Source organism: Stenotrophomonas rhizophila (assembly GCF_020857975.1).
Classification (GTDB): domain Bacteria; phylum Pseudomonadota; class Gammaproteobacteria; order Xanthomonadales; family Xanthomonadaceae; genus Stenotrophomonas; species Stenotrophomonas rhizophila_C.
Map to the genome: position 1 here is coordinate 21,027 of NZ_JACWUO010000024.1, position 21,778 is coordinate 42,804.

Below are 21,778 nucleotides of genomic sequence, written 5' to 3' on the forward strand. Positions count from 1 at the left end.
TGCGCTACCCTTGCGTCCCCGTTTTTCCGATCCGGAGCCGCCATGCGTCGTCTGCCGATTTACCTGCTCGCTTCCCTGCTATCGCTGGCGCTGGCCGGCTGCACCCCGCCCGGCCCGCCGCCGGGGGGCAGCATCGCCACCTTCGAGAAGATCGACACCCGGCCCGGCACCGGTGCCGAAGCGGTCCCGGGCAGCAAGGTCACCGTGCATTACACCGGCTGGATCTACGACGAGCGCGCCGCCGACAAGCACGGCGACAAGTTCGACAGCTCGCTGGACCGCGGCGAACCCTTCAGCTTCGAGCTCGGCCAGGGCCGGGTCATCAAGGGCTGGGACGAGGGCTTTGCCGGCATGAAAGTGGGCGGCAAGCGCACCTTGATGATCCCGGCCGAGTACGGCTATGGCGACCGTGGCGCCGGCCCGATCCGCCCCAATTCCTCGCTGGTGTTCGATGTCGAACTGCTCGACGTCGCCCCGCGCTGAGCGCCGGGCATGAGCATTGAACGCAGCAGCGCGCGCCGGGTAGCGGTGATCGGCGGCGGCCCGGCCGGGCTGATGGCCGCCGAAACCGTGCGCGCGGCCGGCCACCAGGTCGACGTGTACGAGGCCAAGGGCTCGCCCGGGCGCAAGTTCCTGATCGCCGGCAAGGGCGGGCTGAACCTGACCCACTCCGATCCGCCGGCGCTGTTCGTCACCCGTTACCGCGAGCGGGCCGCGCAAGTGGGCGCCTGGCTGGCCGATTTCGACGCCGAGGCGCTGCGTGCCTGGGCGCGTGGATTTGGCGTGGAAACCTATGTTGGCAGTTCCGGCCGGGTGTTCCCGATCGACCGCAAGGCCGCCCCGCTGCTGCGCGGCTGGGTGCGGCGGCTGAAGGAACAGGGCGTGCGCTTCCATGTCCAGCACCGCTGGACGGGCTGGAATGCCGATGGCAGCCTGCGCCTGGACAGCAGCGCCGGCCCGGTCGCGGTGCTGGCCGATGCGGTGGTGTTCGCGCTGGGTGGCGGCAGCTGGCCGGAGCTGGGCTCCGATGGCGCCTGGGTGGCGCCGATGGCCGCCCACGGCGTGGATATCGCGCCGCTGCAGCCGGCCAACTGCGGTTTCGATCTGGCCTGGACCAGCTGGTTCAGCGAGCGCCAGGCCGGGGCACCGCTCAAGCCGGTGATCGCCCATTGGACCGACCTGCACGGGCAGCCGCGCGCGCAGCAGGGCGAGTGCGTGATCACCGCCAACGGCATCGAAGGCAGCCTGGTCTATGCACTGGCTGCGGACCTGCGCGATGCCCTCGCCCGCGATGGCCAGGTGCTGCTGCAACTGGACCTGTTGCCCGGCCAGACCGAAGCCCAGGTGCTGGACAAGCTGCTGCGGCCGCGCCAGGGGCGCAGTTTCGGCGAACACCTGCGGCGCCAGCTGGGCCTGGGCGGGGTCAAGTCGGCGCTGTTGTTCGAAGTGCTGGGCAAGGATGCCGGGCAGTTGCCGCCGGCGCAGATCGCCGCCACGCTCAAGCGCCTGCCGCTGTCGCCGCTGCGCCCGCGTCCGCTCGCCGAGGTGATCAGCACCGCCGGCGGCGTACGCCTGGAAGCGCTGGATGCGCAACTGATGCTGCGCCAGATGCCCGGCAGCTTCTGCGCCGGCGAAATGCTGGACTGGGAAGCGCCCACCGGGGGCTACCTGCTGACCGCCTGCTACGCCAGCGGCCTGCGCGCCGGGCGTGGAGTAATCGAGTACCTGCAAACCCCAGCCGCTGCTCGGTAGTGCCGGCCGCTGGCCGGCTCCTCACAGCGCCCAGGTTGAAAGGTAGTGCCGGCCGCTGGCCGGCTCCCCGTGATGCCCAGGGATGTGCATGGAGCCGGCCAGCGGCCGGCACTACGGTAGCGGGCGTTGCATCCGCACCGAGGCCAGGGCCACACCGCTGGGGTGCGGGTAGGTTTCTTCGCGCAACGCCACGAAACCGCAGCGCAGGTAGAACGGTACCGCGTTGAGCGAGGCCGACAACACCAGCGGCCGCGCCGGATCGGCCAGCGCCACCAGCGCGTCCATCAGCAGCTTGCCGATGCCGCGCCCACCGCAATCGGGATCGACGAACAATGCATCGATTTCATTGCCGACCCGGTCGATCACGCCGTAGCCGAGCAGCGCACCGCGCGCGTCCTCGGCGATGAGGCAACCGCCCTGCGCGATCAGCGCCGGGTAATGCATCGGCGCTGGCGAGGCCGCCCAGGGCGCGATCACGTCGGGCGGATAGGCCGCGCTGCACAGCTCGCGCACGCAACGGGTGCGCAGCGCCCACAGCGTATCGGCCTCATCGGCGCGCCCACTGCGCAGCACCGGACCCTGCCCGATGATGTCCGCATCTGGCGCCCCGACGCCGGCCATCAGCGCGACTTGCTCGCGCGCAGCGCCTGGATCCGCGCCGGCGGCTGGAACGAATCGCTGCGCGCATCGGCCCAGTAATCATGGAACACCGCATGGTCGGGCACCTGGCGCAGCAGTTCGCCCGGCGCCAGGTAGCGGTACAGCGAGGCCAGCGAGCGGATTTCCACCGGCGAGACCCGGCGCAGGATGTGTTCCGGGCCCAGCTCGGAGGGATCGTTCAGGCCGGCTGCGCACAGCAGGTCGCGCAGCGCGCGCACGGTGTTCTGGTGGTAGCTGTGCACCCGGGTGGCCTTGTCGGCGGCATCCAGGTGGCGCCAGCGGTGCGGATTCTGGGTGGCGATGCCGGTCGGGCATTTGTCGCTGTGGCAGCTCAGCGACTGGATGCAGCCCAGCGCGAACATGAAGCCGCGCCCGGCATTGCACCAGTCCGCGCCGAGCGCGATGGTGCGTGCGATCTCGAAGGCGCTGCTGACCTTGCCGGCCGCGCCGATGCGGATGCGATCGCGCAGGTCCAGCCCGACCAGGGTGTTGTGTACCAGCAGCAGCGCCTCGTGCATCGGCACCCCGACATGGTCGATGAACTCCGATGGCGCCGCACCGGTACCGCCCTCGGCGCCGTCGACCACGATGAAGTCCGGCAGCAGGCCGGTTTCCAGCATGGCCTTGGCGATGCCGAACCACTCCCAGGGATGGCCGATGGCCAGCTTGAAGCCGACCGGCTTGCCGCCGGACAGCTCGCGCAGCCGCGCCACGAACTGCAGCAGCTCCACCGGCGTGCTGAACGCCGAGTGCCTGGAGGGCGATACGCAGTCCACGTCCATCGGCACGCCGCGGGTGACCGAGATTTCCGCGCTGACCTTGGCCGCCGGCAGCACCCCGCCGTGGCCGGGCTTGGCGCCCTGCGACAGCTTGATCTCGATCATCTTTACCTGGTCGTGGCCGGCATTGGCAACGAACCGTTCCTCGCTGAAACCGCCGTTGTCGTCGCGACAGCCGAAGTAGCCCGAACCGATTTCCCAGACCAGGTCGCCGCCCATTTCGCGGTGGTAGGGCGAGATCGAGCCTTCGCCGGTGTCGTGGTAGAACCCGCCGCGGCGCGCACCTTCGTTGAGCGCGCGGATCGCGTTGGCCGACAGCGAGCCGAAGCTCATCGCCGAAATATTGAACACGCTGGCCGAATAAGGCTTGGCGCAGTTGGGCCCGATCAGGATGCGGAAATCGTGGTGGCCGATCTCGGTCGGGGCCAGCGAATGGTTGATCCACTCATAGTCCACCGCGTAGGTGCTGCGCAGCGTGCCGAACGGCACCACGTCCATCTCGTTCTTGGAACGCTGGTAGATCAACGCGCGCTGCTGGCGCGAGAACGGCACATCCTCCAGGTCGCTCTGCACGAAGTACTGGCGGATCTCCGGGCCGATCGATTCCAGCCCATAGCGGAAATGCGCCATCACCGGGTAGTTGCGGCGCAGCGTGCTGCGCTTCTGCAGCAGGTCCCAGCTGCCCAGCACCGCCAGCGCGGCGGTCACGCCCACGCCCCAGTACCAGGCCGGCCAGATCGTGGCCAGCCACAGGCAGACCGGGAACAGCGCGATGGCGAGCAGGTAGACCAGATACCGGTGCATGGCTTTCCTAAATCCTGGAACACGCTGGAGTCTACAACCGGTCGTCCACCACGTCGCGCGGCCACACCGATTTGACGTCGTACACCACGCCGCCAGGCTTGAGCAGCGCGCGGATGCCCGGCGCATCCAGCGCGCGGAATTCATCGTGCGCCACCGCCAGCACCACCGCATCGTAGCCGCCGGCATCGGCGGCCTGGACCCAGTGCACGCCACTGTCGGCCAGCGCCGCCGGGCCCACCCACGGGTCGCGCACCTCCACCCGTGCGCCCTGTTCCTGCAGCACCTGGGCCAGCTCCAGCGCGCGGCTGTTGCGCAGGTCCGGGCAGTTCTCCTTGAAGGTCACCCCCAGCACCAGGATGCGCGACTGGCCCGCCGCCTTGCCCCGCCCTTCCAGCAGCGCCAGCACCCGCTGCGCCACATGCGCGCCAACCCGGTTGTTGACCTGCCGCGCGGTGTGGATCAGGTCCGGGTGGTAGCCCACGCTTTCGGACTTGTGCAGCAGGTAGTACGGGTCCACGCCGATGCAGTGGCCGCCGACCAGGCCGGGGCGGAACGGCAGGAAGTTCCACTTGCTGCCGGCCGCATCGAGCACGTCCTGGGTATCGATGCCGAGCTTGTCGAAGATCAGCGCCAGTTCGTTGACCAGGGCGATGTTGACGTCGCGCTGGATGTTCTCGATCACCTTGGCCGCCTCGGCAACGCGGATCGACGGCGCCGGCCAGGTGCCGGCGGTGATGATCGCCGCATACAGCGCATCGACCAGCGTGGCCACCTCGGGGGTGGAGCCGGAGGTGATCTTGCGGATATCGGCCAGGCGCCGCTGGCGGTCGCCCGGGTTGATCCGCTCGGGGCTGTAGCCGCAGTAGAAATCGACGTTGAACGCCAGCCCCGAGCCGGCCTCCAGCAGCGGCACGCAGACCTCTTCGGTGGTGCCCGGGTAGACGGTGGATTCGTAGATCACCAGGTCGCCGGGCTTGAGCACGCCGGCAATCAGGCTGGAGGCATTGCGCAGCGGCCCCAAGTCGGGCTGCTCGAACGCATCGATCGGGGTCGGCACGGTCACGATGTAGACGTTGCAGCCGGCCAGCTCGGCCGGATCGGCGCTGTAGCGCGCGTGCACGGCCTGGGCCAGTTCCGCCGCGTCCAGCTCAAGGGTATGGTCCAGGCCCTGCTGCAGTTCGGCCACGCGCGCGTGGTCGATGTCATAGCCCAGGGTGGGCTGGCGGCAGCCGAACGCCACGGTCAGGGGCAGGCCGACATAGCCCAGGCCGATCACGCAGATGCGGGCATCGAGGGCGGCGCCGATCGCGGCCGCCATCAGCCCGTCCTCCCCGGCACGCGGGGGCAGCAGGACGAGCGCAACGGGGAAGGAGGCATCATGTAGGGCGGCGCCGGAATATCGATGGCATAAGCCTAACGCGACGGCGGTGCCCGCACCACAAAGAACAAAGCCGCCGCCCGTGGAGAGTACGGACGACGGCCAATAAAGTGGTCCAGCTGCGGTTACTACCCTTTCAGCCAGTCCGGAGAGTAGCCCCCACAAGACTGATCACAGCTGGTAGATACATACTAGGCAGTGCGTCGTGAGCATTGTGTTACGGGGTTGCAACCTTTGCGTTACGAGCCCAGCGTTACTGCCGCCGGTTCCAGTTCGCCGGTCACGCCCGTCCACACTTCCAGCAGGCGCGCAAAGCCGATACGGCGCTGGCCATCGACCGGCGCGGCGGCAACGAAGCCCTCCCACGGCGTGGCAGTCATCCCATCGAGCACGTCGGCGTCCACTGCCGCCGAGGCCATGGTCCAGCGCGGGAAGTGCCGTGTCGCAACCGGCCCGCGCGCCAGCTCATGCAGGTGCCGGTGGCTGCGTGCATTGAGCACGCGCTGGTAGACCGAATCGACGCCGTCTTCGGGCCCTTCGAAATACTGCAGGAAACGTGCGCCGTCGAACATCAGCACGCCGGTAACGCCGGCCACCTTGTTGAAGCTGGACGCCGCGACCAGGATGCGATCGATATCCGATGCTTGAATCCCTTCGATGGCGTCGCTGACATAGGCGATCGCACGCAACGGCATGCCGGTAGTCCCCTGTGAACTACGCTGACTATGCCATGAACCGCACTGATGTAGATAGGCCGGAAACGCCGCGCACGCGTCCTTCGGCAGCCGCGCTCAGGGCGACCGCACGGAGTACCCGGCCTGCTCCAGTTGGCTCAGGAAACCACCGGGTTCGACCAGCGAATGCACCGGCACCACCGCAAAGGTCACCGCATTGCGGGCCAGCGCCGCACGCGCGGCCGCCAGCCATTTCCGTGCCGCTTGATCGTCCACGTCGTGCAGCCCGCGGCGCCGCCCGAACGCGCTGCCCGCCACCGCCCCCAGGCAGGCCTGGTACTGCCCTTCCACCGCCAGCCGCTGCAGCGCATCCACGTCGCCCATCGACCAGGCGTTGGCGCGTTCGACCAGCTGCGGCAGCTCCTGCTCAACTACCGCCAGGGTCTGCTCGAAGCACTCCTGGTCCTGCAGCGTGCTGCCGCGCACCTCCTTGAGGGCTTGGCGCGGGTCGTCGACCTTGACCACCACCCGGGTCACCACCGGGGTCAGCCCGCGTGTCTTGTAGGCCGCGTTCAATACCGACGTGACCGGGCTGCCGCCGCCGAGCCCGACCGACTTCAGCGCCGCCGAATACAGCCGCGTGGCCGCCACCAGCGGGCGGTCCTTTTCCACGCCGCGGTCGCGGCCCAGGTAGCGTTGTTTCAGCGGCAGCCAGCGCGCGTACAGCGGCGCCGGCAGGATCTCTTCCAACCGCCGCCCCTGCGGGTCATGGGCAGCCTTCAACGCCGAGGGCAACAGGGTCAGCCCCTTGAAGAAGCCCACGTCCGCATCCACCGTCCAGCCCGGCGGGCCGAGCACTTGGCCGGCACTGGCGATCACCGCCTGCACCTCGTCGGCACGCCACTCCAGCTTGGCCGGCAACGGCGAAACCGTACCCAGGATCCACAGCGTATGGCCGTCGGCCGCGGTGACCTGCCATAGGCCCGGCCCAGGCTGCACACCGGACACCACCACCGGCGCCAGGTCAACCACCTGCGGGGGCGTCAGCTGCGCCATCGCATTGCCCGCCCACAGCATCGCCCCCAACATCACTGCCCTCCCTGCCCGTGCTGCGCCTGCCATGCTGCCTGCCTGTCGTGGATTGGTGCGCAGCCTACGGGGACGCGCGCGCGGCCGCGTAAAGTTTGCGTTGGCCTGGCAGCTCGGCACGGGGCGGCGCGCGCATAATGGCGGCGTCGACATGAGGGAGCACAACGCATCGATACCCTGCACAACGCCGAAGCCCTGGCCCGCCGCGCCCACGCCAGCCAACGCGACAAGGCCGGCCGGCCCTACATCGGCCACGTCGCCCGGGTCGCCGCCCGCGTAGAGGGCGACGCCGACGCGCAGGCGGTGGCCTGGCTGCATGACGTGGTCGAGGATTGCCCGGAGTTCGCCGCCGAGGTCAGCACGTTCCCGGCGCATATTCGCACTGCGGTAGCCTGCCTGACCCGCCGCGCCGAGGTCGCACCGGCCGCCTACTACGCCGCCATCCGCGCCAACCCGCTGGCATTGAAGGTCAAGCTGGCCGATATCGCCGACAACAGCGACCCGGCACGGCTGCAATACCTGCCGGCCGACCAGGCGCAGCGGCTGGCCGACAAGTATGCGCACGCCCTGCAGGCGCTGGGCGTGGTGCCCGCCTGAGCGCCGGCGCCGGCTCAGCGCGGCGTCGGTGCCTGCCGGTAGGGCTCCTCGAACGGACGGAAATCGTGCTCGGCCAACGCAGCGGCCACCCACTGCTGCACGCCCGGCAGGGCCAGCACCGCGTCCATGTATTGCCGCACGCGCGGGGCGACCGGCAACGCGTAGGTCTGCAGCCGCATCACCACCGGCGCGAAGAACGCATCGGCAATGCTGAAACGCTCGAACAACAACGGGCCGTCATGGCTTACCAGCAGGTCCTGCCACAGCGACTGCAGCCGCTGCAGATCCTCGGCTACCGCCGCCTGCTCGCGCAGCACGCGTGCGCCGACCTCGGCCAGGCTCGCTTCGATGTTCATCGGGAAGTGCTGGCGCAGCGCACCGAAGCCGCTGTGCATCTGCGCGCAGACGCTGCGCGCCCGCGCGCGCTCGGCCACCGCCTGCGGCCACAGCGCCTTGTCCGGGAAACGCTCGGCCAGGTACTCGGCAATGGCAAGCGTATCCCACACCACCAGCTCGCCATCGACCAGCACCCGCACCGTGGCCGACGGCGACAACGCGGTGGCCTGGCGCTTGAACTGCGAGTCGGGATCGAAGCTGTCAAAGCGCAGCAGCACCTCCTCGAACGCGATGCCGGCCTGGGTCATCAGCACCCACGGCCGCATCGACCAGGACGAGTAGTTCTTGTTGCCGATATGGAGCGTGAGCATGGCGACGGCGCCGGCAGGACGGGAGTTCCCATGCTACCGGCAATGGCCCGGCATCCGGTGCTGTCCATCCTCGATCCATGTAAAGGCCGACTAAAGGGAAGGCCCGCTCCCACGCTGCTGGCGCTCCTGATCCAGCTGGCGCTCTGTCGCCTGCTCCTGTGCCTGACGTTGACCAATGACCGCGACCTGATCCAGGCTTTCCTGCACCGGCCTTTGCGCAGCTTCCAGCGTAGGCAGGTGGGCCCGAACGGACGCCGGATTGGCCGGGTCGCCCTGAACGACGAATATGTTGTGCGCGGCTGGCAGGGTGGCGGTCTTGTTGCTGAGAAGGACGTGGTCCACCCGGGTCAGACCGGCGTCCTTGGCGATCGCCAGCAGGCTGGCGGATATGCGCTCACTGGTTTCGTCGAAGGTGCGGCCGTTGGTCTTGTCCAGCTCGCTCACCTTGCCGCGGATCTGATCCAGCAACGCGCGATCGGCTTGGCCGAGCTGGACGGCCTGGGTGGATTCGGAATCGGGGGCAGCACGGTTTGGGGAGCGATTGGAAGGGTCCGTTGCCTGGGCGGTGTGTCTGAGTTGTACATCACCAAAGCCGTTCCGGCCGAGATCCACAATCTGGATGCTCTGCGCCTTACCCAGGTCCAGGCCATTGCGCTCGAGTTGCCTCGGCTCCAGGCCAAGCTCGGCGAGTCTGATCCGGACTTCCGGCGGCCTTCGTGCTTCGGCCAGGAAGCCGCTGTCTCTTGCAATCTGCGCAATCGGATCAACCCCATAGTAGTTGCGGTAATCCGAGTCACCGTGTTTCCCCAGCGTTCCTTTACCGTCGTAGTAGCATTTCTCAACCGCACCGGTAAGCGCCTGTCCGTCCTGGTAGGGCCCTTTGGCGAGGTCCTGGTAGGAGATGCCGTCGGCCAGCACTGTATTGCCATCCTTGACCACGGCGCAGCGTGAGGTTGATCTTTCTGCGAGCAGGGATTCGATCTGGGCATCTGAAGCATCTGGGTTCTGCTGCTTCAGGCGACTGTTAAGGGCGCGCAAGCCTGCCACCTCGGCAAGTGCCTCGTCCCTACGGCCATAGTCCAGATACTTGCGCACGTGATCGGTAAGGTCCAAAGCGGATTCGCGCGTGTCGTACGCATCCTGCATCGCTGCCTTGTAAGAGTCAGAGAACTCCTTAAGAGCTGCCTGTCGGTTGCTGGTCAGCACGCCATGCATGGTCTCATGCCCCATGACCTCGGTCAGCAGGTCGATGCGCGCGCCCGACGGCCAGTCCGTGAAATTGGAAGCACTGACGAAAAGGATCCCAGGTCGTCCATTCTTGCCGGCCTCGAAATGTCCCGCATTGTGTTGGCCGTACGATACCGCCACACGCCCGATATGGCCGTCAGTGGCAGCCTGGGCGAGAAGATTGGAAAGCAGCGGAGACCCAGAGATGGCGGATCGAATGTCGCTCTCAGCGCCTTTGGGAAGCTGCGCGTCCAGCGTCAACTGATTCAGAAGCGGCTCAATCCGCGCATCGACGACCTTCACTTTTCGCCCCCGGAATATCGGACGGCGTACACACAGGTTCTTTCGCCTGCATTGGTCGACGTTGTATAGGTCATGAGGGAGGCGTCAAAGACCATGTTCTCCTCGGCCAAATCCCGCCAATACCGCTGCAGACTACCGCGCTGGAACGGGCGCTCGGCACCGCGCTGGAATCCGACGGCCTCAAGCTCGCTACCGGCAGCGGCCGCGTCCCACACGCACTCGGCCTTGGGGTCTTCGGTAAACGATATCCCGCTGGCCGGAAGGAAGGCCACCTTGTGGATCGGAAGCTCATTCTTTGCGCCGTAGGGTACATAATTCGCGAAGAACTGGTACCCGGCGGCCAGTGGCAGGCCTCCCGACTTGAGGCTTTCCGCACCGGTTTCGATAGGTTCAAGACGCATGCCGATGGCAGCTGAGAAGGTCGCCGGATTCACGTCTTTCATCGATTTGACCGAGTCCGCGTAAGCCACTGTACGCTTTTGCAGCTCGGCCAGCGTCATCAATGCCACGGGAGGCTCACTCCCAACAGGCTGGGGAGCAGGTGCACGGGCACAGGCCGTAGGCAGCATCGCCACTGCGACAAGAGCCAACACTACTGGCAGGAAGCGAAGCCGGTCCATGGTGCGTCCTCGGGTGAACTGTGGAAAGCCTAGACGGTCGCACGCTGCAGTGCAAAAGTGCCTGGCGGGATCGGCCAGGCGGTCCGACGCGAGGGAAGAGGACGCTATCCTCATCCCATAACAGCGCAAAGGAAGCCCGCTCGATGGCAAGTCGCCTGCACAACCTGTTCTTCCTCTTCGCGCTCGGCGCCCCGGCAATGGCAGAGGAAGGAAAGGTGTTCGCATCTTTCTCAGTCGTCGAGGATGGTGTCGACCAGGCGCCCCGATTCGTCTATTCCGAAGCAGCAGCCAGCGAGACGGACCCGATCGTCATCAGCGTTGAAGGCAGGCCGCTCACCGTCCAGGACCTCAAGTACAGAGTCGACCTGCAAAAGAACTGGTTGTCGGCCAACGTCCCAGAGCGGTACACGTTCGTCGGCCGCAACCTGGTCCTATGCAGCCCCGAGCCCGAGCGCAAAGCCGGCCGTTGCGACCGGTACGAATTCACCGAAGCAGATACTGTCCACGCTTACTACTTCCGCGTCGACAGCTGGCCACAATGATGGCGCAGCATGCGGTGGTGGTGCCCGGAGCCGGAATCAGCCCCCCCTTGTGGCGCAACGATTTCGAGAAAACCTGGGGAAATTCTGCTCAGTCGATGTGGGGCGGACATCAACGCGGTCGCGGACCGGCCTTGTTCGGCCACCATTTGGCGATATTTGGGCTAGGGATGGGATCGGGCCCCACCGCCGCTCGAAGGACCACCGGCCAGCCCTGCCCATCGATGTAGTGTCTGATCCCGTTCTGGCGCAGGAAGGCCAGTTGGCGCGCCTTCAGGGGCGTGCGCGCCAACGCCTTGATCTCGTCACGAGTCAGGCAGAGCTTTTCTGACATTTCATACCGCCTTATTGGATCGCCATGCCATCCTGGGCGAGTCTGGCGTCACTGATGCCCCAACCGCCTTACGCAGGACGATGACCCTGTTGTACTCGTCGACGTGATGTGGGATCCCATTCCGGCATAAGAAGGCCAGCTGTCTCGCCCTAATCGGAGTTCTACTGATTTCCTCAACCTCAGCACGCGACGCCCCCCCCCCCCCAACCTTACGACGCGAGCAGCGCTTCTCGGAGATCATCCCGGGCAGTGATGGGAATCCGTTCAGACAGGTAGAGGGCGGCGATGAACCCCAGGCCTCGCTGCAACAGCTGCCCCGCCACATCGGCGCTGCTGGATTCTCTGGCGGCGCGTCGCGCAAGGAGAAGCTCAGCCCACCACATCTGCAGTTGCTCGGGCAGTAGGTGCTTCTGATCTTCCACTGGTCGGGCACTTGGCCTGGTTGGCATAGGGTCTGGCCTTGCGAGATCGCGGGCTTCCATCCTAACTGCAGTTCACGCCCGCGGCGCCTGGTGCCGGTTGTTGCCGGTGAGCCCAGTCCACAGGTCCAGCAACAGCTCTCGGCGGTGTGCTTTGGCCCTGCGCCAACCCCTCTCGCGAACGTCAAAGAGCTGGCACAGCGCGACCGAGCCCGCAAGCACCGCATGATCAAGTTCACATTTTCACATCTTTATTTTGCGCTATATTCTGATGATGACGGAATGGATAGGACTACCCGTCACTTTGAAATGGATTAATTCACAATCACGAGGATGTGCAGATGAAGCATGTGCATGCAATTGGGCTAACGGCCCGATTTGGCCTGATAATCAAGCAAGGCATCGCGGCAACGATCTTGACAGCCGCCGTAGTTTCACAGGTTTCCGTAGCGTCCCCGGCATCGGAAACCACTCAGGCGACCACGCAGTCAAAGACGAAATGGGTGGAAATTGACTCCCTTGTTACCGCTGAACTTCAGCAAATTGTGGACAAACAGCCCCGGATCGATGGACAGAGCAAGCTCGTCAACGTCCGTGCCAAGGTGGATCCCGCCAAGCGGCAGCTCACAATTTCGTTGAGCCGCGGCTATGTGCCGAAGGTCAATGGCTCAGAGCTTGAGGATCTTCAGTCCCAGTTGAGTAGTGCGGCGCTCGAGATCATCGACCCCGCCCTTGAAATTGCAACCATCGAGTACCTTTACGATGGGCGTCCAATCAGCGCCTATTTCCCCGAGGATGCGCCCCCGCCCTCGCCGTCGAAGCAAAAAAAAAATAGGGACCACGCTTGATACACCGCTTCCTATAGTCGCAGTAGCAGGCGGACACGGCATCTATTTCAACTATGAGTACAACGACTGGCGGGCACAGCGAGACCCCAGTAACGGCATGACTGAGGATTTCGTGACCCCCTACTTTGCAAGAGACCTGTCGGCGAAGCTCATAGATGAAGGCTGGGCCTCTGTCGCAAAGGCACGAACCAATGACGTTGCAATCCACGCTCCCAGCGGACGGCAGTGGTGGCAGGTCTCTGCAAGATACTGGCTGCAGCAGACGCTGCCCCAGGAACCTGACATCTGGCACTCGCTCCCAGGCGCCACGCATTCATTGCGCGAGGCAGACGAAGACATCAGGAGTCGTCCGAAGTTTGCGAACTATGTGGGCGCAGCCGCCGCAATTAACCTTCACACCGACGCATCCACATCCCCCACAACTCGAGGCACACGGGTCTACTATCACACCGGCCGAGTCGCGGATCAGGAACTAGCCAGCAATGTTCTCTGCTACATGAAGGAAGCAATTCAATCAGTTGGCAACTATTCCAACTGGTCAGTAGCAGGCACTCCCGTCGGCGTCACTAACAAAGGCGAGAATACTCACGCTCAGGTCCCCTCGATTATCGTGGAACTCGGCTTCCACACTAATGCCGAGGATGCTCTCGCTCTTCAGAACGACTACTTCCGAGAAGCAGCAGTCAACGGTATCGCCAAAGGATGGCACTTGAACTCCCAAGGCGTGGGCTGCGAGCCGCTTAAGATCACGAGTATCCCGCCTCTTCAGGTCACGCAGAACGTGCAGGCGGATTGGACCGTGCACTTTGAAGGGCACCCCCAGTTCCCCTTGAAGGTCGTTGGTGTGTTCAAGACATGCCCTTCTGGGTGGACGTGCTCGCAGTTTACGAAGAACGTCTATAGCGACACAGCTTCGCCGCTTCACCTGACATGGGACTGCAATGTAAGCGGGTCAGAGAATCCTGGCGTGTCAACGTTCCAGCTAGAGACGGTCATCATCGATGATGACGGCGTCAGAGCCGCACCCGTTGCGCACACCGTCGTTTGTAGCCCCCCAAGCGGTGCTATTGCCTCAAGGTCGGCTGATAAGAAGACATCGGCAACCGCAACGGTATCATTCCAGAAGCAGCCGTAAGCAATCCACGTAGGTCCTTCGGCCGGTCTTGGAGCCTTATGCCAAGACCGGCTTTACTGCCGCAGAGAATTCGCTACCTCCAAGACCTTCCGTCCCTAGTTGCTGCGGCACAGCGCGCACGGCCTCAGCCTAGCCAGCCGAAGGCTCTTGCGGTAGGCGTCGTAGTAGCGGCGAAGCAACTGGTAGCGGCCGGCGGCCGTGGACTGAATGCCTAGCTTCGGCAGGTTCACCAGCACGCGCGGATGGTCTGCGTAGCCGGTGAACAGCCTGCCCCCGACAATCACGTCATAGCCGCGATCCTTGGTCGGCTGCCGGTCATTGTCGGTTCCTTCGGACCACGCCAGCATGTCGAGGAAGGCCACGACGTTCACGCCGCCAGCCTGTTGGGGAGTGATATGTGCCACAGCTTTCTCCATAGCACATTCGCGTTGGCGCAGCCGGCATGGCCCGTGCCTGCCCTTGCTGCGATCGTTTCACGGGCCTCAACGCAGAAGCCCCGGCTTTCGGCCGGGGCTTCTAGGAAAACTCAGACATCAGCGGAGTTAAGACACTTGCTTAGCGCGTGTGCCCAATACTTGGTCTTACGCCTTGGTATTCACAGCCTTGCGAACGCCCGCGAGTACTACGGCGTACAAAGCCGCCAGTTCGGGACCGTTGAGCGGAATGCTGCGATTATTGATGGTTGCCACGACGATATCGCGTGCAACCTCTTCGTTCGAAGCGGACATCTTCTACCCCTGTGATTAAGCGGCGATCCTGCCGCCCCCCCAGTCTAGCCGCGAACAGTAGGAGCCATACCAAAACGGCCCGCCGATTGGCGAGCCGTCTGGATGGAAGTCTCCCCATCTTGCCTAGAACTGCACCACGGCGTTGGCAATGGTCAAGTACTCGCCACGCGTTGAGACCTGGGTCGACTACCGCTCAACGCTTCCCAGCAGCGGCAACTGCCCCCCTTGCTCGTCCCTCAAGACTTCAGCGCGGCGAATCATCTGCTGTACTTCCGGTGTTGCGTTGACGTGTGCAATCTCTACTTCGGGGTGCAGGTTCGCAAAAACCCTAAAAATCTCGTCTGCAAAAGCCTGACCAATCCCGCCAACCCCAGAGAAATCCAAGACAACGCTCCGGAATCGGTCCACCCGCTGCATAAGCCGCTTTGCTTGTGACCTAGATACCAAGTTCTCATCACCAACCTTTGTGAGCCGAACAGGCACGATCGTCTTAGCGAAGTTGTAGTCGTCGGGCCCACTAGAAAATTCATCGAATACATCTTTCATCAGCCGAGGGCTGTTTCTTTCGATATCCATGTACACGAACGTTCCGTTGCGCGCGTCTGCGTCGTCGAGGTCCTCGATTTCCTGAAGCATATCCAGCTCCTTCCCATCGAGATGATCGAACACCAGACCCTTGGAACGAATGTGAAAGCGGTCGAACACGCGCGACGTAAAGAAAATTCCTTCGCCAGAGTGGCGGGATGGCGCCGTAGTCAGTTTTCCCTTCGACAGCTCCAAAAGCGCTAATCGCTCGTCGGGAAGATTCAGTGCGGTGGAGATCTTTCGGAAGATCCCAATGCCCTCGTCTGCGACCGCTATGGAAAGAAGCCTTTCGCTAAGATTCATGTAGACGAACACGCTTTTGGACTCAGAGTGGTCCAAGGCGTTGTTAATCATCTCTGTAACGCCATAGTTCGCAATGTCCAGTACGTTGCGCGGCAAGTTGTCAAGCAGCGGAGCAAGCTCGAAAGACCATACCCGATCCTCCGATAGTCCGTCTGCTTTGTAGGTTCGGATGAAGCGTCGATTTGGCCCCAGCTCGTATGTTGGTCGAGTCGTGCCGATCTTAACGAGGTACCCCTCTTCCACTAATGCCCGAACCTCTGCAGAGATTCGGGCACGAGAAAGCCCTAGCTGCGCGGACACGACCTTAACGAGCTTCTCCGGGAACAACGGAGCCGCCCGAAGAAGGGAAATTTGGATCTCTGGAGCACGGGTAGGTCTGGCCATCCGCCGATTGTAAAGTTAAAGCCATCAACTTGCTAGTAAAAGGCGCCACATTTGCTAGTTAAGCCCCCCCCTCCCCCGTCCGCCGGGATGCCTTGTGACGGCTAGATGTCGAATTTATCGGCTGCCTAGGGGGGTCCGAGCTTCTCCCAGACAGGCAGAATCCCCACCGCACTTATGAACGCAACGTTCAGCTAGTCTCGGAACGCAGAACCTTGGGCCCCGTAGTCGAACCTGTACCCCTCTCCACGCACGAAGCGCGACCCCCACTGACGGTGAAGCTGGCGCACCACCAGCTTCGCCTTGGACTCACTCCCAATCCATGCCCATATCGCGGCAGCCACGTTGGACCGCCGACGGACACTGTCTCGTGTCACAGTTGTACGCACTACGCCGTCCGCGCCGCATGCTACACACAGGTACACCGCATCGCGGGCGGCCTGAGCCAACGAGAGGTTCCTCATGCGCGCCGAGCCTCCATAAACGCCATTCCCTTGACCTGTTTGTCTACTCGCCGATGGGCCAGGCTGACGTGGACGGCCTGGGGCTCGGATTGCTCGCGCTTTTGGGAGAGGCGGAGGACTGTATGCAGCAGATGCGGGACCCCGCATTTCCGCTTCACGCTCCAGTGCCCACTTCGCTGCCTCTTGCTTTGTCGGCAAGGTGGTGGAGTTACGGACACCGGCCACAAAGACCTGCACGCGTCACTTGTTTCCCGATCGTTGGATGCTCGCCATGGAGGCATCTTATGGGGAATTTTTGGGGAGTGCTCTCGGGCGCATCGTGGTGAACCCGGGCATCACCGACAGGCGAACACCCGGTAAACCATTGAAATCCGGGCATTTCGTGGGAATCCGGAGCGAACACGGATCCGTTGAAAAATGGTCGTTGGTGCCCGGAGCCGGAATCGAACCGGCATGGGGTTGCCCCCGGCGGATTTTAAGTCCGATGCGTCTACCAATTTCGCCATCCGGGCCACGCCGCGCATAGGGTGCCTGATCGGGCCCGGTTTGGGAATCTGCCGGCGCCGCGCCGCTCAGATCGCGCGCGAGTAACGCACCGGCTGGTCAGGGCGGGCCAGGTAACGGTCGAAGCACATCGCCAGCAGGCGCAACAACGGGCGGCCGCGCGCGGTGCTGCGCACCACGCCGTGTTCGTACTCGGCCAGCCCGTCGGCCTGCAGCGCCTGCAAGGCCTGCAGCGCGTCGGCGAAATAGACATCGAAGTCCACGCCATGCCGCGCCGCCAGCGTACGCCCGTCCACCCCGCCCTGGCACATCAGCTGGCCGATCAGGTCGGCGCGCAGGCTGTCGTCGGCGTCCAGCTGCAGGCCCCGCCACACCGGCAGGCGGCCGGCATCCACCGCGGCTTCCCAGCCGGGCAGGTCGCGCGGATTCTGGCTGTAGCTATCACCGACATGGCTGATCGCACTGGCCCCCAGCCCGATCAGGTCGGTATCGGCGTGGGTGGTATAGCCCATGAAGTTGCGGTGCAGCTGGCCGGCACGCTGGGCCTGGGACAGGTCTTCATCGGGCAGCGCGAAGTGATCCATGCCGATGTACTGGTAACCGGCCAGCGACAGCCGCCGCACCGCCAGCCCGAGCAGGGCCAGCTTCTGCTCGGGGCCGGGCAGCGCCGCTTCGGGGATCTGCCGCTGCGCCTTGAACAGGTGCGGCAGGTGCGCATAGCCATAGATCGCCAGGCGATCGGGACGCTCGCGCAACACCGTTTCCAGGGTCTGCGCGAAGCCAACCGGGGTCTGGTGCGGCAGGCCGTAGATCAGGTCCACGTTGACCGAGCGCAGCCCATGCTCGCGGCACGCGCGCAGGATATCCAGGGTCTGTTCGACGCCCTGCTCGCGGTTGATCGCACGTTGCACCACCGGATCGAAATCCTGGATGCCCAGGCTGGCGCGGTTGAAGCCCAGCGCGGCCAGCCCGGCGATATCGTCGCGACCGACAAACCGCGGGTCCAGCTCGATGGAGAAATCGCGGCTGGCGGCACTGCTGAAGCTGAAGCGCCGGCCCAGCCCGTCGACCAGCTCGCGCAGCTGCGCGGCGGCCAGGAAGTTCGGCGTGCCGCCGCCCAGGTGCAGCTGGATCACCTCACGCGAGACGTCCAGCAGCGGCGCGATCCGGTCCGCCTCGCGCAGCACGCGCGCCACGTAGGCCGCGCCCTTGCTGTGGTCGCGGGTGATCACCCGGTTGCAGCCGCAGTAGAAGCACGGGCTGCTGCAGTAGGGCACGTGCACGTACAGCGACAGCGGCCGCGCGCGGTGGTTGCTGGCCGCCAGCGCTGCGCGCAGCTGCGCTTCGCCGAAACCGTCGTGGAAGTGCGGCGCAGCCGGATAGGAGGTGTAGCGCGGGCCGGGGCGGTCGTGGCGACGCAGCAGCTCCGGGTCGAAGTGCCAGGCAAGGCTGGCGGCGGCAGACGGGAGGGTATCCATGCCGCCAGCGTGCGCGCCGGCGCGCCGGCCTGCATTGCGCCAGATCAATCCAGCCGCGACGGCCCGACGATCGGCAACGCCGGCCAGCGCAGCATCTGGAAACGGCGCCAGAAGGTATCGGCGATGCGCGTGGCCACATCGTCGGCCAGGCGCTGCATCGGCGCGTTGCCGCACTCGGCGGTGGTCTGCCGGAACAGCGCCAGCCACCGGTCGAACAGGTCGCGGTCGAGCTCATCCATGGCCATGTGCTTGGGCATCGGCGCCCCGCTGAAACGGCGCGTACCGCGCAGCATCGCCGACCAGAAATCGACCAGCTGGGCCAGGTGCGCATCCCAGTCTTCCACGCGTGCGGCGAACACCGGTGCCAGCCGCGGCTCCAGCCGGACCCGGGCGTAGAAATCGTGGACCATCCGGGTCACCTCCTGCTCGCTGCACAGGTCCAGCGACGGCGTCGGCAATGGCGGGGAAAGCGGATCGGACATGGATTACCTCTACCGGCGATGACGCGCAGCATCGGCGCCGGCACGCCGCGCTGCCTTGATCAGGATCAATGTCGCGGCCGATCCTGCGCCCTAGTCTGTAACTCTCGACAGGATGCGCGTACCCGGCCCACGGTCGGCGCGAAGTATAGCCGCGCCCTGCCCTTACCTCCTGAGCGTGGCTGCAATGACCGACCCGCACTTCCCGCCCGACACCCACCGCCGGCGGCTGCTGATCCAGCAATGGGGCGCGATCCTGTGGCCCAGCTTCGTCGCCGCCGGCCTGGCCAGCATGGTCTTCTTCGCCTTTGTCGACCCGCTGCGGCTGCGCGATATCAGCTTCCCGCAGCATGCGCTGAGCCGCGAGCTGGGCTACACGTTGGGCTTCTTCATGTTCTGGGCGGTGACGGCCGCGGCCAGCAGCATCACCTGGTACCTGTTGCGCCCGCTGCCGCGCGACGACGACGAACTGCCACTGGGGTGAGCATGCCGCCGCCCTCGCACCTGCGCCTGGTGGAACCACCGCCGCGCCGCGCCGCGCGGGCGCCGCTGCGCTGGCGCATGGCGCTGTCGTGCGCGCTACTGGGCGCGTTCTACCTGCTGCCGTGGCTGCGCTGGGATGGGCGCCAGGCGCTGCTGTTCGACCTGCCGGCACGTCGCTTCGACCTGTTCGGCCTGACCCTGTGGCCGCAGGACCTGGGCGTACTGCTGGGGCTGCTGGCCGTGCTGGCCACGGCGCTGGTACTGCTCACCCAACTGGCCGGTCGGGTCTGGTGCGGGCATGCCTGCCCGCAGACGCTGTGGAGCGGCCTGTTCGGCTGGATCGAGCGGGCCACCGCGCGGCGGTTGCGCCGGCCGGCCCTGGCAGCGGCGGCCAGGCACCTGCTGTGGGCAGGGGTGGCGCTGTGGACCGGGATCACCTTCGTCGGCTTGTTCAGCCCGATCCAGGCCCTGGTCGGCAGCCAGGGCGGGCCGGCGTGGAGCGGCTGGGAAACCTTCTGGGTGCTGTTCTACGCACTGGCCACCTGGGGCAATGCCGGCTTCCTGCGCGAGCAGGTATGCCTTGACCTGTGCCCGTTCGCACGGGTCTGCCCCAGCCTGTGCGACGCCGATACCCCGCAGATGCACTACCTGGCCCGCCGCGGCGAACCGCGCGGGCCGCGCCCGCCTGGACAGGGCGGCGTGGCCGACCGCGGCCGCGGCCTGCTCGATGCGGTCAGTGCCAGCGACTACAGCTTCCGCGCCGCGCACCCGGCCCTGGCCGGTCCGCTGCCACGCTTTGCGTCCGACCGCCTCGGCGATTGCCTGGACTGCCGTGCCTGCGTGGACATCTGCCCGATGGCGCTGGATATCCGCAGCGGCCCGCACCCGGACTGCATCGCCTGCGGCGCCTGCGTGGACGCCTGCGATACGCAGATGCGTCGCTGGCACTTCCCGGCCGGACTGATCGCCCGTGCCAGCCCCCGGGCCATGCAGCAACAGCCCACCCGCTGGCTGCGGCCACGCACGCTGGCAGCAATGGGCACCCTGCTGGTGCTGCTGGGTATTGGTCTGTATCGGCTGTAGCCCCATCGCGTATCCCGCCTGCCACTCCCCCGGGGGCGCTGCCTTCCCGGCCGCTTTCAGCGCGTACGCGTACTGCGTGGCGGCACCATCTGCGCACGCCGGACAATGCCCAGCTGTTCGATGATCAACGCCAGCTCGTTGGTGACCTGGGTACGGCTGCGCCCCTTGGGCACCAACCGTTCCAGCACCTGTTGATATGTGGTCCAGAATTCCGGGCCGCAGCCGTGTTTGCTGTAACTGGCTTCCAGCTCGGTGCGTACGCCATCAGCCAAGTCATGTACGTCGTAATGCATACGACCTCCCTTGGACTTGCCCTGCATCGGAGACGAGCAACCACCCTGTTTTGAGCATCACGCAAAAGACCATCACATACTGCAAAGAATTCACCTGCGGTTCACCGGAAACTTGCACGGTCTTCGCCCCAAGTCAACCATCAGCGCCCCAGCGGCTCACACACCGCTGAACGGTTCATGCATGCCCGTGCGCTTGGAACAGCATGCGCCGGTCCTGTAGCACCTTCATGGCAGCTTTGCCCTTGCCGCCCCCACCCTCGATGCGTCGGCACAGCGCCGGGCCAGAAGGTCGGCCCGCGACGCCTCAGCGAGCAGCCGGCAGCTCGCCGAATGGCTCCATCCGGTGCACTACCAGGTCGGTCAGCTGGCCCAGGGCGCTTTCCACCGCCGGCCCACCGTTCACCGCATGCACAAAGCCCGCCCACTCGCCGTTGATCAAGCGCTGGGTCAGCGCCGGCTCAACCCCCAGCCAGCGCATGCTCCAGTAGGGGAAGAAGCGTTGCGGCACGCGCCCGCGGTTGAGCTCACGGATCTGGTGGTGGCTGCGCGCCTGCACGATGCGTTCGTACACTGCGTGTACGCCGTCCTCGGGGCCCTCGAAGTACTGCAGGAAGCGCCCACCGTCGAACAGCAGCACACCGGTGACGCCGGCCACCGCATTGAAGCGCACGGCATCTTCCACCAGCGCATCCAGACCGGCATTGGACAGGTCGGCCAATGCATCGCTGACATAGGCGATGGCGCGAAGGGGCATGGGCGGTGTCTCCAGGGGAGTGCCTATGCTGGCACTTTCAGATACCTAAATAAAGATGCCGGCTGAAGCGTTCACACAAAGGCGAAGCGCCGGCGACCTGTCTTGCTGGACCAAACGCAAAAAGCCCGCTTTCGCGGGCTTTTTGCGTATATCTGGAGGCCTGGACGGGAATCGAACCCATCTAAACGGATTTGCAGTCCGGTGCATAACCACTCTGCCACCAGGCCGGTGACCCTACCGATCATCGAGGTAATCGCTACCCGATAAAACAAGACCCCGAGAACGGGGCCTGGTCAGGATTTGGAGCGGGAAACGAGACTCGAACTCGCGACCTCAACCTTGGCAAGGTTGCGCTCTACCAACTGAGCTATTCCCGCA

General features: G+C 65.1%; 24 protein-coding genes, 3 tRNA genes and 1 pseudogene. 8 read left to right on the forward strand and 20 right to left on the reverse strand.

Features of this window, described 5'->3' with window-relative positions; all coding sequences use genetic code 11:
• Window positions 1-42: 42 nt before the first annotated feature.
• Together IC535_RS17115 and IC535_RS17120 are read left to right on the forward strand one after the other, a co-directional pair.
• The gene (locus IC535_RS17115) at window positions 43-483 is read left to right on the forward strand and encodes an FKBP-type peptidyl-prolyl cis-trans isomerase (protein WP_228887236.1); all 441 of its coding nucleotides are present in this window, start codon (window positions 43-45) and stop codon (window positions 481-483) included.
• Window positions 484-492: 9 nt separating this feature from the next.
• On the forward strand, window positions 493-1,752 hold the full coding sequence (locus IC535_RS17120) for a TIGR03862 family flavoprotein (protein WP_228887235.1): 1,260 nt from the start codon (window positions 493-495) through the stop codon (window positions 1,750-1,752).
• Window positions 1,753-1,863: 111 nt separating this feature from the next.
• Here the strand turns inward: IC535_RS17120 and IC535_RS17125 are convergent, their stop codons facing one another.
• The 5 genes from IC535_RS17125 to IC535_RS17145 form a co-directional block, all read right to left on the reverse strand.
• On the reverse strand, window positions 1,864-2,373 hold the full coding sequence (locus IC535_RS17125; RefSeq protein WP_228887234.1) for a GNAT family N-acetyltransferase: 510 nt from the start codon (window positions 2,371-2,373) through the stop codon (window positions 1,864-1,866).
• Window positions 2,373-3,995, reverse strand: a complete 1,623-nt coding sequence (locus IC535_RS17130; RefSeq protein WP_228887233.1) for an FMN-binding glutamate synthase family protein — start codon at window positions 3,993-3,995, stop codon at window positions 2,373-2,375. The genes IC535_RS17125 and IC535_RS17130 overlap by 1 nt, the downstream gene beginning before the upstream one ends.
• Window positions 3,996-4,026: 31 nt before the next feature.
• A complete protein-coding gene (locus IC535_RS17135) occupies window positions 4,027-5,313 on the reverse strand; it encodes a nucleotide sugar dehydrogenase (protein ID WP_228887232.1) in 1,287 nt (428 codons plus the stop codon).
• Between the two features lie 299 nt (window positions 5,314-5,612).
• Window positions 5,613-6,068: a BLUF domain-containing protein gene (locus IC535_RS17140; RefSeq protein WP_228887231.1), complete on the reverse strand. Its 456-nt coding sequence runs from the start codon at window positions 6,066-6,068 to the stop codon at window positions 5,613-5,615.
• Window positions 6,069-6,164: 96 nt separating this feature from the next.
• The gene (locus IC535_RS17145) at window positions 6,165-7,136 is read right to left on the reverse strand and encodes a TraB/GumN family protein (protein WP_228887230.1); all 972 of its coding nucleotides are present in this window, start codon (window positions 7,134-7,136) and stop codon (window positions 6,165-6,167) included.
• A 195-nt stretch (window positions 7,137-7,331) separates the two neighbouring features.
• On the opposite strand from IC535_RS17145, the gene IC535_RS17155 reads away from it, so the two are divergent.
• On the forward strand, window positions 7,332-7,733 hold the full coding sequence (locus tag IC535_RS17155) for an HD domain-containing protein (RefSeq protein ID WP_267473061.1): 402 nt from the start codon (window positions 7,332-7,334) through the stop codon (window positions 7,731-7,733).
• Between the two features lie 14 nt (window positions 7,734-7,747).
• Here IC535_RS17155 and IC535_RS17160 read toward each other — a convergent pair whose 3' ends face one another.
• The 3 genes from IC535_RS17160 to IC535_RS17170 form a co-directional block, all read right to left on the reverse strand.
• Entirely contained in the window at window positions 7,748-8,440 is a 693-nt protein-coding gene (locus IC535_RS17160) for a glutathione S-transferase family protein (RefSeq protein WP_228887228.1), read from the reverse strand.
• A gap of 90 nt (window positions 8,441-8,530) precedes the next feature.
• Window positions 8,531-9,970 carry an XVIPCD domain-containing protein gene (locus IC535_RS17165; protein WP_228887227.1) on the reverse strand — a complete coding sequence of 480 codons (1,440 nt, stop codon included), beginning with the start codon at window positions 9,968-9,970 and terminating at the stop codon, window positions 8,531-8,533.
• The gene (locus IC535_RS17170; protein ID WP_228887226.1) at window positions 9,967-10,479 is read right to left on the reverse strand and encodes a hypothetical protein; all 513 of its coding nucleotides are present in this window, start codon (window positions 10,477-10,479) and stop codon (window positions 9,967-9,969) included. The genes IC535_RS17165 and IC535_RS17170 overlap by 4 nt, the downstream gene beginning before the upstream one ends.
• A gap of 254 nt (window positions 10,480-10,733) precedes the next feature.
• Between IC535_RS17170 and IC535_RS17175 the strand changes: the two genes are divergently transcribed.
• Window positions 10,734-11,132, forward strand: coding sequence for a hypothetical protein (locus tag IC535_RS17175; RefSeq protein WP_228887225.1), 399 nt, complete (start codon window positions 10,734-10,736; stop codon window positions 11,130-11,132).
• Between the two features lie 109 nt (window positions 11,133-11,241).
• On the opposite strand, the gene IC535_RS17180 is transcribed toward IC535_RS17175, so the two are convergent.
• Window positions 11,242-11,463: a DUF4224 domain-containing protein gene (locus IC535_RS17180; RefSeq protein ID WP_228887224.1), complete on the reverse strand. Its 222-nt coding sequence runs from the start codon at window positions 11,461-11,463 to the stop codon at window positions 11,242-11,244.
• A 1-nt stretch (window position 11,464) separates the two neighbouring features.
• The gene (locus tag IC535_RS18825) at window positions 11,465-12,109 is read right to left on the reverse strand and encodes a DUF4224 domain-containing protein (RefSeq protein ID WP_324250485.1); all 645 of its coding nucleotides are present in this window, start codon (window positions 12,107-12,109) and stop codon (window positions 11,465-11,467) included.
• A gap of 114 nt (window positions 12,110-12,223) precedes the next feature.
• Between IC535_RS18825 and IC535_RS17190 the strand changes: the two genes are divergently transcribed.
• Together IC535_RS17190 and IC535_RS17195 are read left to right on the forward strand one after the other, a co-directional pair.
• Window positions 12,224-12,730 (forward strand): hypothetical protein, encoded by a 507-nt coding sequence (locus tag IC535_RS17190; RefSeq protein ID WP_228887222.1) that lies wholly within the window; start codon window positions 12,224-12,226, stop codon window positions 12,728-12,730.
• A gap of 97 nt (window positions 12,731-12,827) precedes the next feature.
• A complete protein-coding gene (locus tag IC535_RS17195) occupies window positions 12,828-13,865 on the forward strand; it encodes an N-acetylmuramoyl-L-alanine amidase family protein (protein ID WP_228887221.1) in 1,038 nt (345 codons plus the stop codon).
• A 119-nt stretch (window positions 13,866-13,984) separates the two neighbouring features.
• Here the strand turns inward: IC535_RS17195 and IC535_RS17200 are convergent.
• The 6 genes and pseudogenes from IC535_RS17200 to IC535_RS17225 all read right to left on the reverse strand — a co-directional run.
• A pseudogene (locus IC535_RS17200) lies at window positions 13,985-14,269 on the reverse strand (lysozyme); the annotation flags it as partial.
• Window positions 14,270-14,446: 177 nt separating this feature from the next.
• Window positions 14,447-14,593, reverse strand: coding sequence for a hypothetical protein (locus tag IC535_RS17205; RefSeq protein ID WP_228887220.1), 147 nt, complete (start codon window positions 14,591-14,593; stop codon window positions 14,447-14,449).
• A gap of 186 nt (window positions 14,594-14,779) precedes the next feature.
• Complete coding sequence (locus IC535_RS17210; RefSeq protein ID WP_228887219.1) at window positions 14,780-15,865, reverse strand: STAS-like domain-containing protein; 1,086 nt, start codon at window positions 15,863-15,865, stop codon at window positions 14,780-14,782.
• An 886-nt stretch (window positions 15,866-16,751) separates the two neighbouring features.
• A tRNA-Leu gene (locus IC535_RS17215) sits at window positions 16,752-16,838 on the reverse strand.
• A gap of 60 nt (window positions 16,839-16,898) precedes the next feature.
• Complete coding sequence (gene hemN, locus IC535_RS17220; protein WP_228887218.1) at window positions 16,899-18,308, reverse strand: oxygen-independent coproporphyrinogen III oxidase; 1,410 nt, start codon at window positions 18,306-18,308, stop codon at window positions 16,899-16,901.
• Between the two features lie 44 nt (window positions 18,309-18,352).
• Window positions 18,353-18,790, reverse strand: coding sequence for a group III truncated hemoglobin (locus tag IC535_RS17225; protein ID WP_228887217.1), 438 nt, complete (start codon window positions 18,788-18,790; stop codon window positions 18,353-18,355).
• Window positions 18,791-18,974: 184 nt separating this feature from the next.
• Here IC535_RS17225 and IC535_RS17230 point away from each other — a divergent pair, with 184 nt between their 5' ends.
• Together IC535_RS17230 and IC535_RS17235 are read left to right on the forward strand one after the other, a co-directional pair.
• A complete protein-coding gene (locus tag IC535_RS17230) occupies window positions 18,975-19,271 on the forward strand; it encodes a hypothetical protein (RefSeq protein ID WP_228887216.1) in 297 nt (98 codons plus the stop codon).
• Between the two features lie 2 nt (window positions 19,272-19,273).
• Window positions 19,274-20,353: a 4Fe-4S dicluster domain-containing protein gene (locus IC535_RS17235; protein WP_429000403.1), complete on the forward strand. Its 1,080-nt coding sequence runs from the start codon at window positions 19,274-19,276 to the stop codon at window positions 20,351-20,353.
• Between the two features lie 56 nt (window positions 20,354-20,409).
• Here IC535_RS17235 and IC535_RS17240 read toward each other — a convergent pair whose 3' ends face one another.
• The 4 genes from IC535_RS17240 to IC535_RS17255 form a co-directional block, all read right to left on the reverse strand.
• Window positions 20,410-20,646 (reverse strand): hypothetical protein, encoded by a 237-nt coding sequence (locus tag IC535_RS17240; protein WP_228887215.1) that lies wholly within the window; start codon window positions 20,644-20,646, stop codon window positions 20,410-20,412.
• Window positions 20,647-20,950: 304 nt separating this feature from the next.
• Complete coding sequence (locus IC535_RS17245; RefSeq protein ID WP_228887214.1) at window positions 20,951-21,400, reverse strand: BLUF domain-containing protein; 450 nt, start codon at window positions 21,398-21,400, stop codon at window positions 20,951-20,953.
• Window positions 21,401-21,553: 153 nt separating this feature from the next.
• A tRNA-Cys gene (locus tag IC535_RS17250) sits at window positions 21,554-21,627 on the reverse strand.
• A 74-nt stretch (window positions 21,628-21,701) separates the two neighbouring features.
• Window positions 21,702-21,777, reverse strand: a tRNA-Gly gene (locus IC535_RS17255).
• Between the last annotated feature and the right edge of the window lies 1 nt (window position 21,778).

What these genes read in the sequence shown, in the direction of transcription:
- IC535_RS17125 (WP_228887234.1), bottom strand. Translation starts at nt 2,373, where the DNA reads ATGGCCGGCGTCGGGGCGCCAGATGCGGACATCATCGGGCAGGGTCCG.
- IC535_RS17135 (WP_228887232.1), bottom strand. Translation starts at nt 5,313, where the DNA reads ATGGCGGCCGCGATCGGCGCCGCCCTCGATGCCCGCATCTGCGTGATC.
- IC535_RS17225 (WP_228887217.1), bottom strand. Translation starts at nt 18,790, where the DNA reads ATGTCCGATCCGCTTTCCCCGCCATTGCCGACGCCGTCGCTGGACCTG.
- IC535_RS18825 (WP_324250485.1), bottom strand. Translation starts at nt 12,109, where the DNA reads ATGCGGTGCTTGCGGGCTCGGTCGCGCTGTGCCAGCTCTTTGACGTTC.
- IC535_RS17195 (WP_228887221.1), top strand. Translation starts at nt 12,828, where the DNA reads ATGACTGAGGATTTCGTGACCCCCTACTTTGCAAGAGACCTGTCGGCG.
- IC535_RS17210 (WP_228887219.1), bottom strand. Translation starts at nt 15,865, where the DNA reads ATGGCCAGACCTACCCGTGCTCCAGAGATCCAAATTTCCCTTCTTCGG.
- IC535_RS17115 (WP_228887236.1), top strand. Translation starts at nt 43, where the DNA reads ATGCGTCGTCTGCCGATTTACCTGCTCGCTTCCCTGCTATCGCTGGCG.
- IC535_RS17160 (WP_228887228.1), bottom strand. Translation starts at nt 8,440, where the DNA reads ATGCTCACGCTCCATATCGGCAACAAGAACTACTCGTCCTGGTCGATG.
- IC535_RS17180 (WP_228887224.1), bottom strand. Translation starts at nt 11,463, where the DNA reads ATGTCAGAAAAGCTCTGCCTGACTCGTGACGAGATCAAGGCGTTGGCG.
- IC535_RS17190 (WP_228887222.1), top strand. Translation starts at nt 12,224, where the DNA reads ATGAAGCATGTGCATGCAATTGGGCTAACGGCCCGATTTGGCCTGATA.
- IC535_RS17145 (WP_228887230.1), bottom strand. Translation starts at nt 7,136, where the DNA reads ATGTTGGGGGCGATGCTGTGGGCGGGCAATGCGATGGCGCAGCTGACG.
- IC535_RS17245 (WP_228887214.1), bottom strand. Translation starts at nt 21,400, where the DNA reads ATGCCCCTTCGCGCCATCGCCTATGTCAGCGATGCATTGGCCGACCTG.
- IC535_RS17140 (WP_228887231.1), bottom strand. Translation starts at nt 6,068, where the DNA reads ATGCCGTTGCGTGCGATCGCCTATGTCAGCGACGCCATCGAAGGGATT.
- IC535_RS17240 (WP_228887215.1), bottom strand. Translation starts at nt 20,646, where the DNA reads ATGCATTACGACGTACATGACTTGGCTGATGGCGTACGCACCGAGCTG.
- hemN (WP_228887218.1), bottom strand. Translation starts at nt 18,308, where the DNA reads ATGGATACCCTCCCGTCTGCCGCCGCCAGCCTTGCCTGGCACTTCGAC.
- IC535_RS17235 (WP_429000403.1), top strand. Translation starts at nt 19,274, where the DNA reads ATGCCGCCGCCCTCGCACCTGCGCCTGGTGGAACCACCGCCGCGCCGC.
- IC535_RS17175 (WP_228887225.1), top strand. Translation starts at nt 10,734, where the DNA reads ATGGCAAGTCGCCTGCACAACCTGTTCTTCCTCTTCGCGCTCGGCGCC.
- IC535_RS17230 (WP_228887216.1), top strand. Translation starts at nt 18,975, where the DNA reads ATGACCGACCCGCACTTCCCGCCCGACACCCACCGCCGGCGGCTGCTG.
- IC535_RS17130 (WP_228887233.1), bottom strand. Translation starts at nt 3,995, where the DNA reads ATGCACCGGTATCTGGTCTACCTGCTCGCCATCGCGCTGTTCCCGGTC.
- IC535_RS17120 (WP_228887235.1), top strand. Translation starts at nt 493, where the DNA reads ATGAGCATTGAACGCAGCAGCGCGCGCCGGGTAGCGGTGATCGGCGGC.
- IC535_RS17205 (WP_228887220.1), bottom strand. Translation starts at nt 14,593, where the DNA reads ATGTCCGCTTCGAACGAAGAGGTTGCACGCGATATCGTCGTGGCAACC.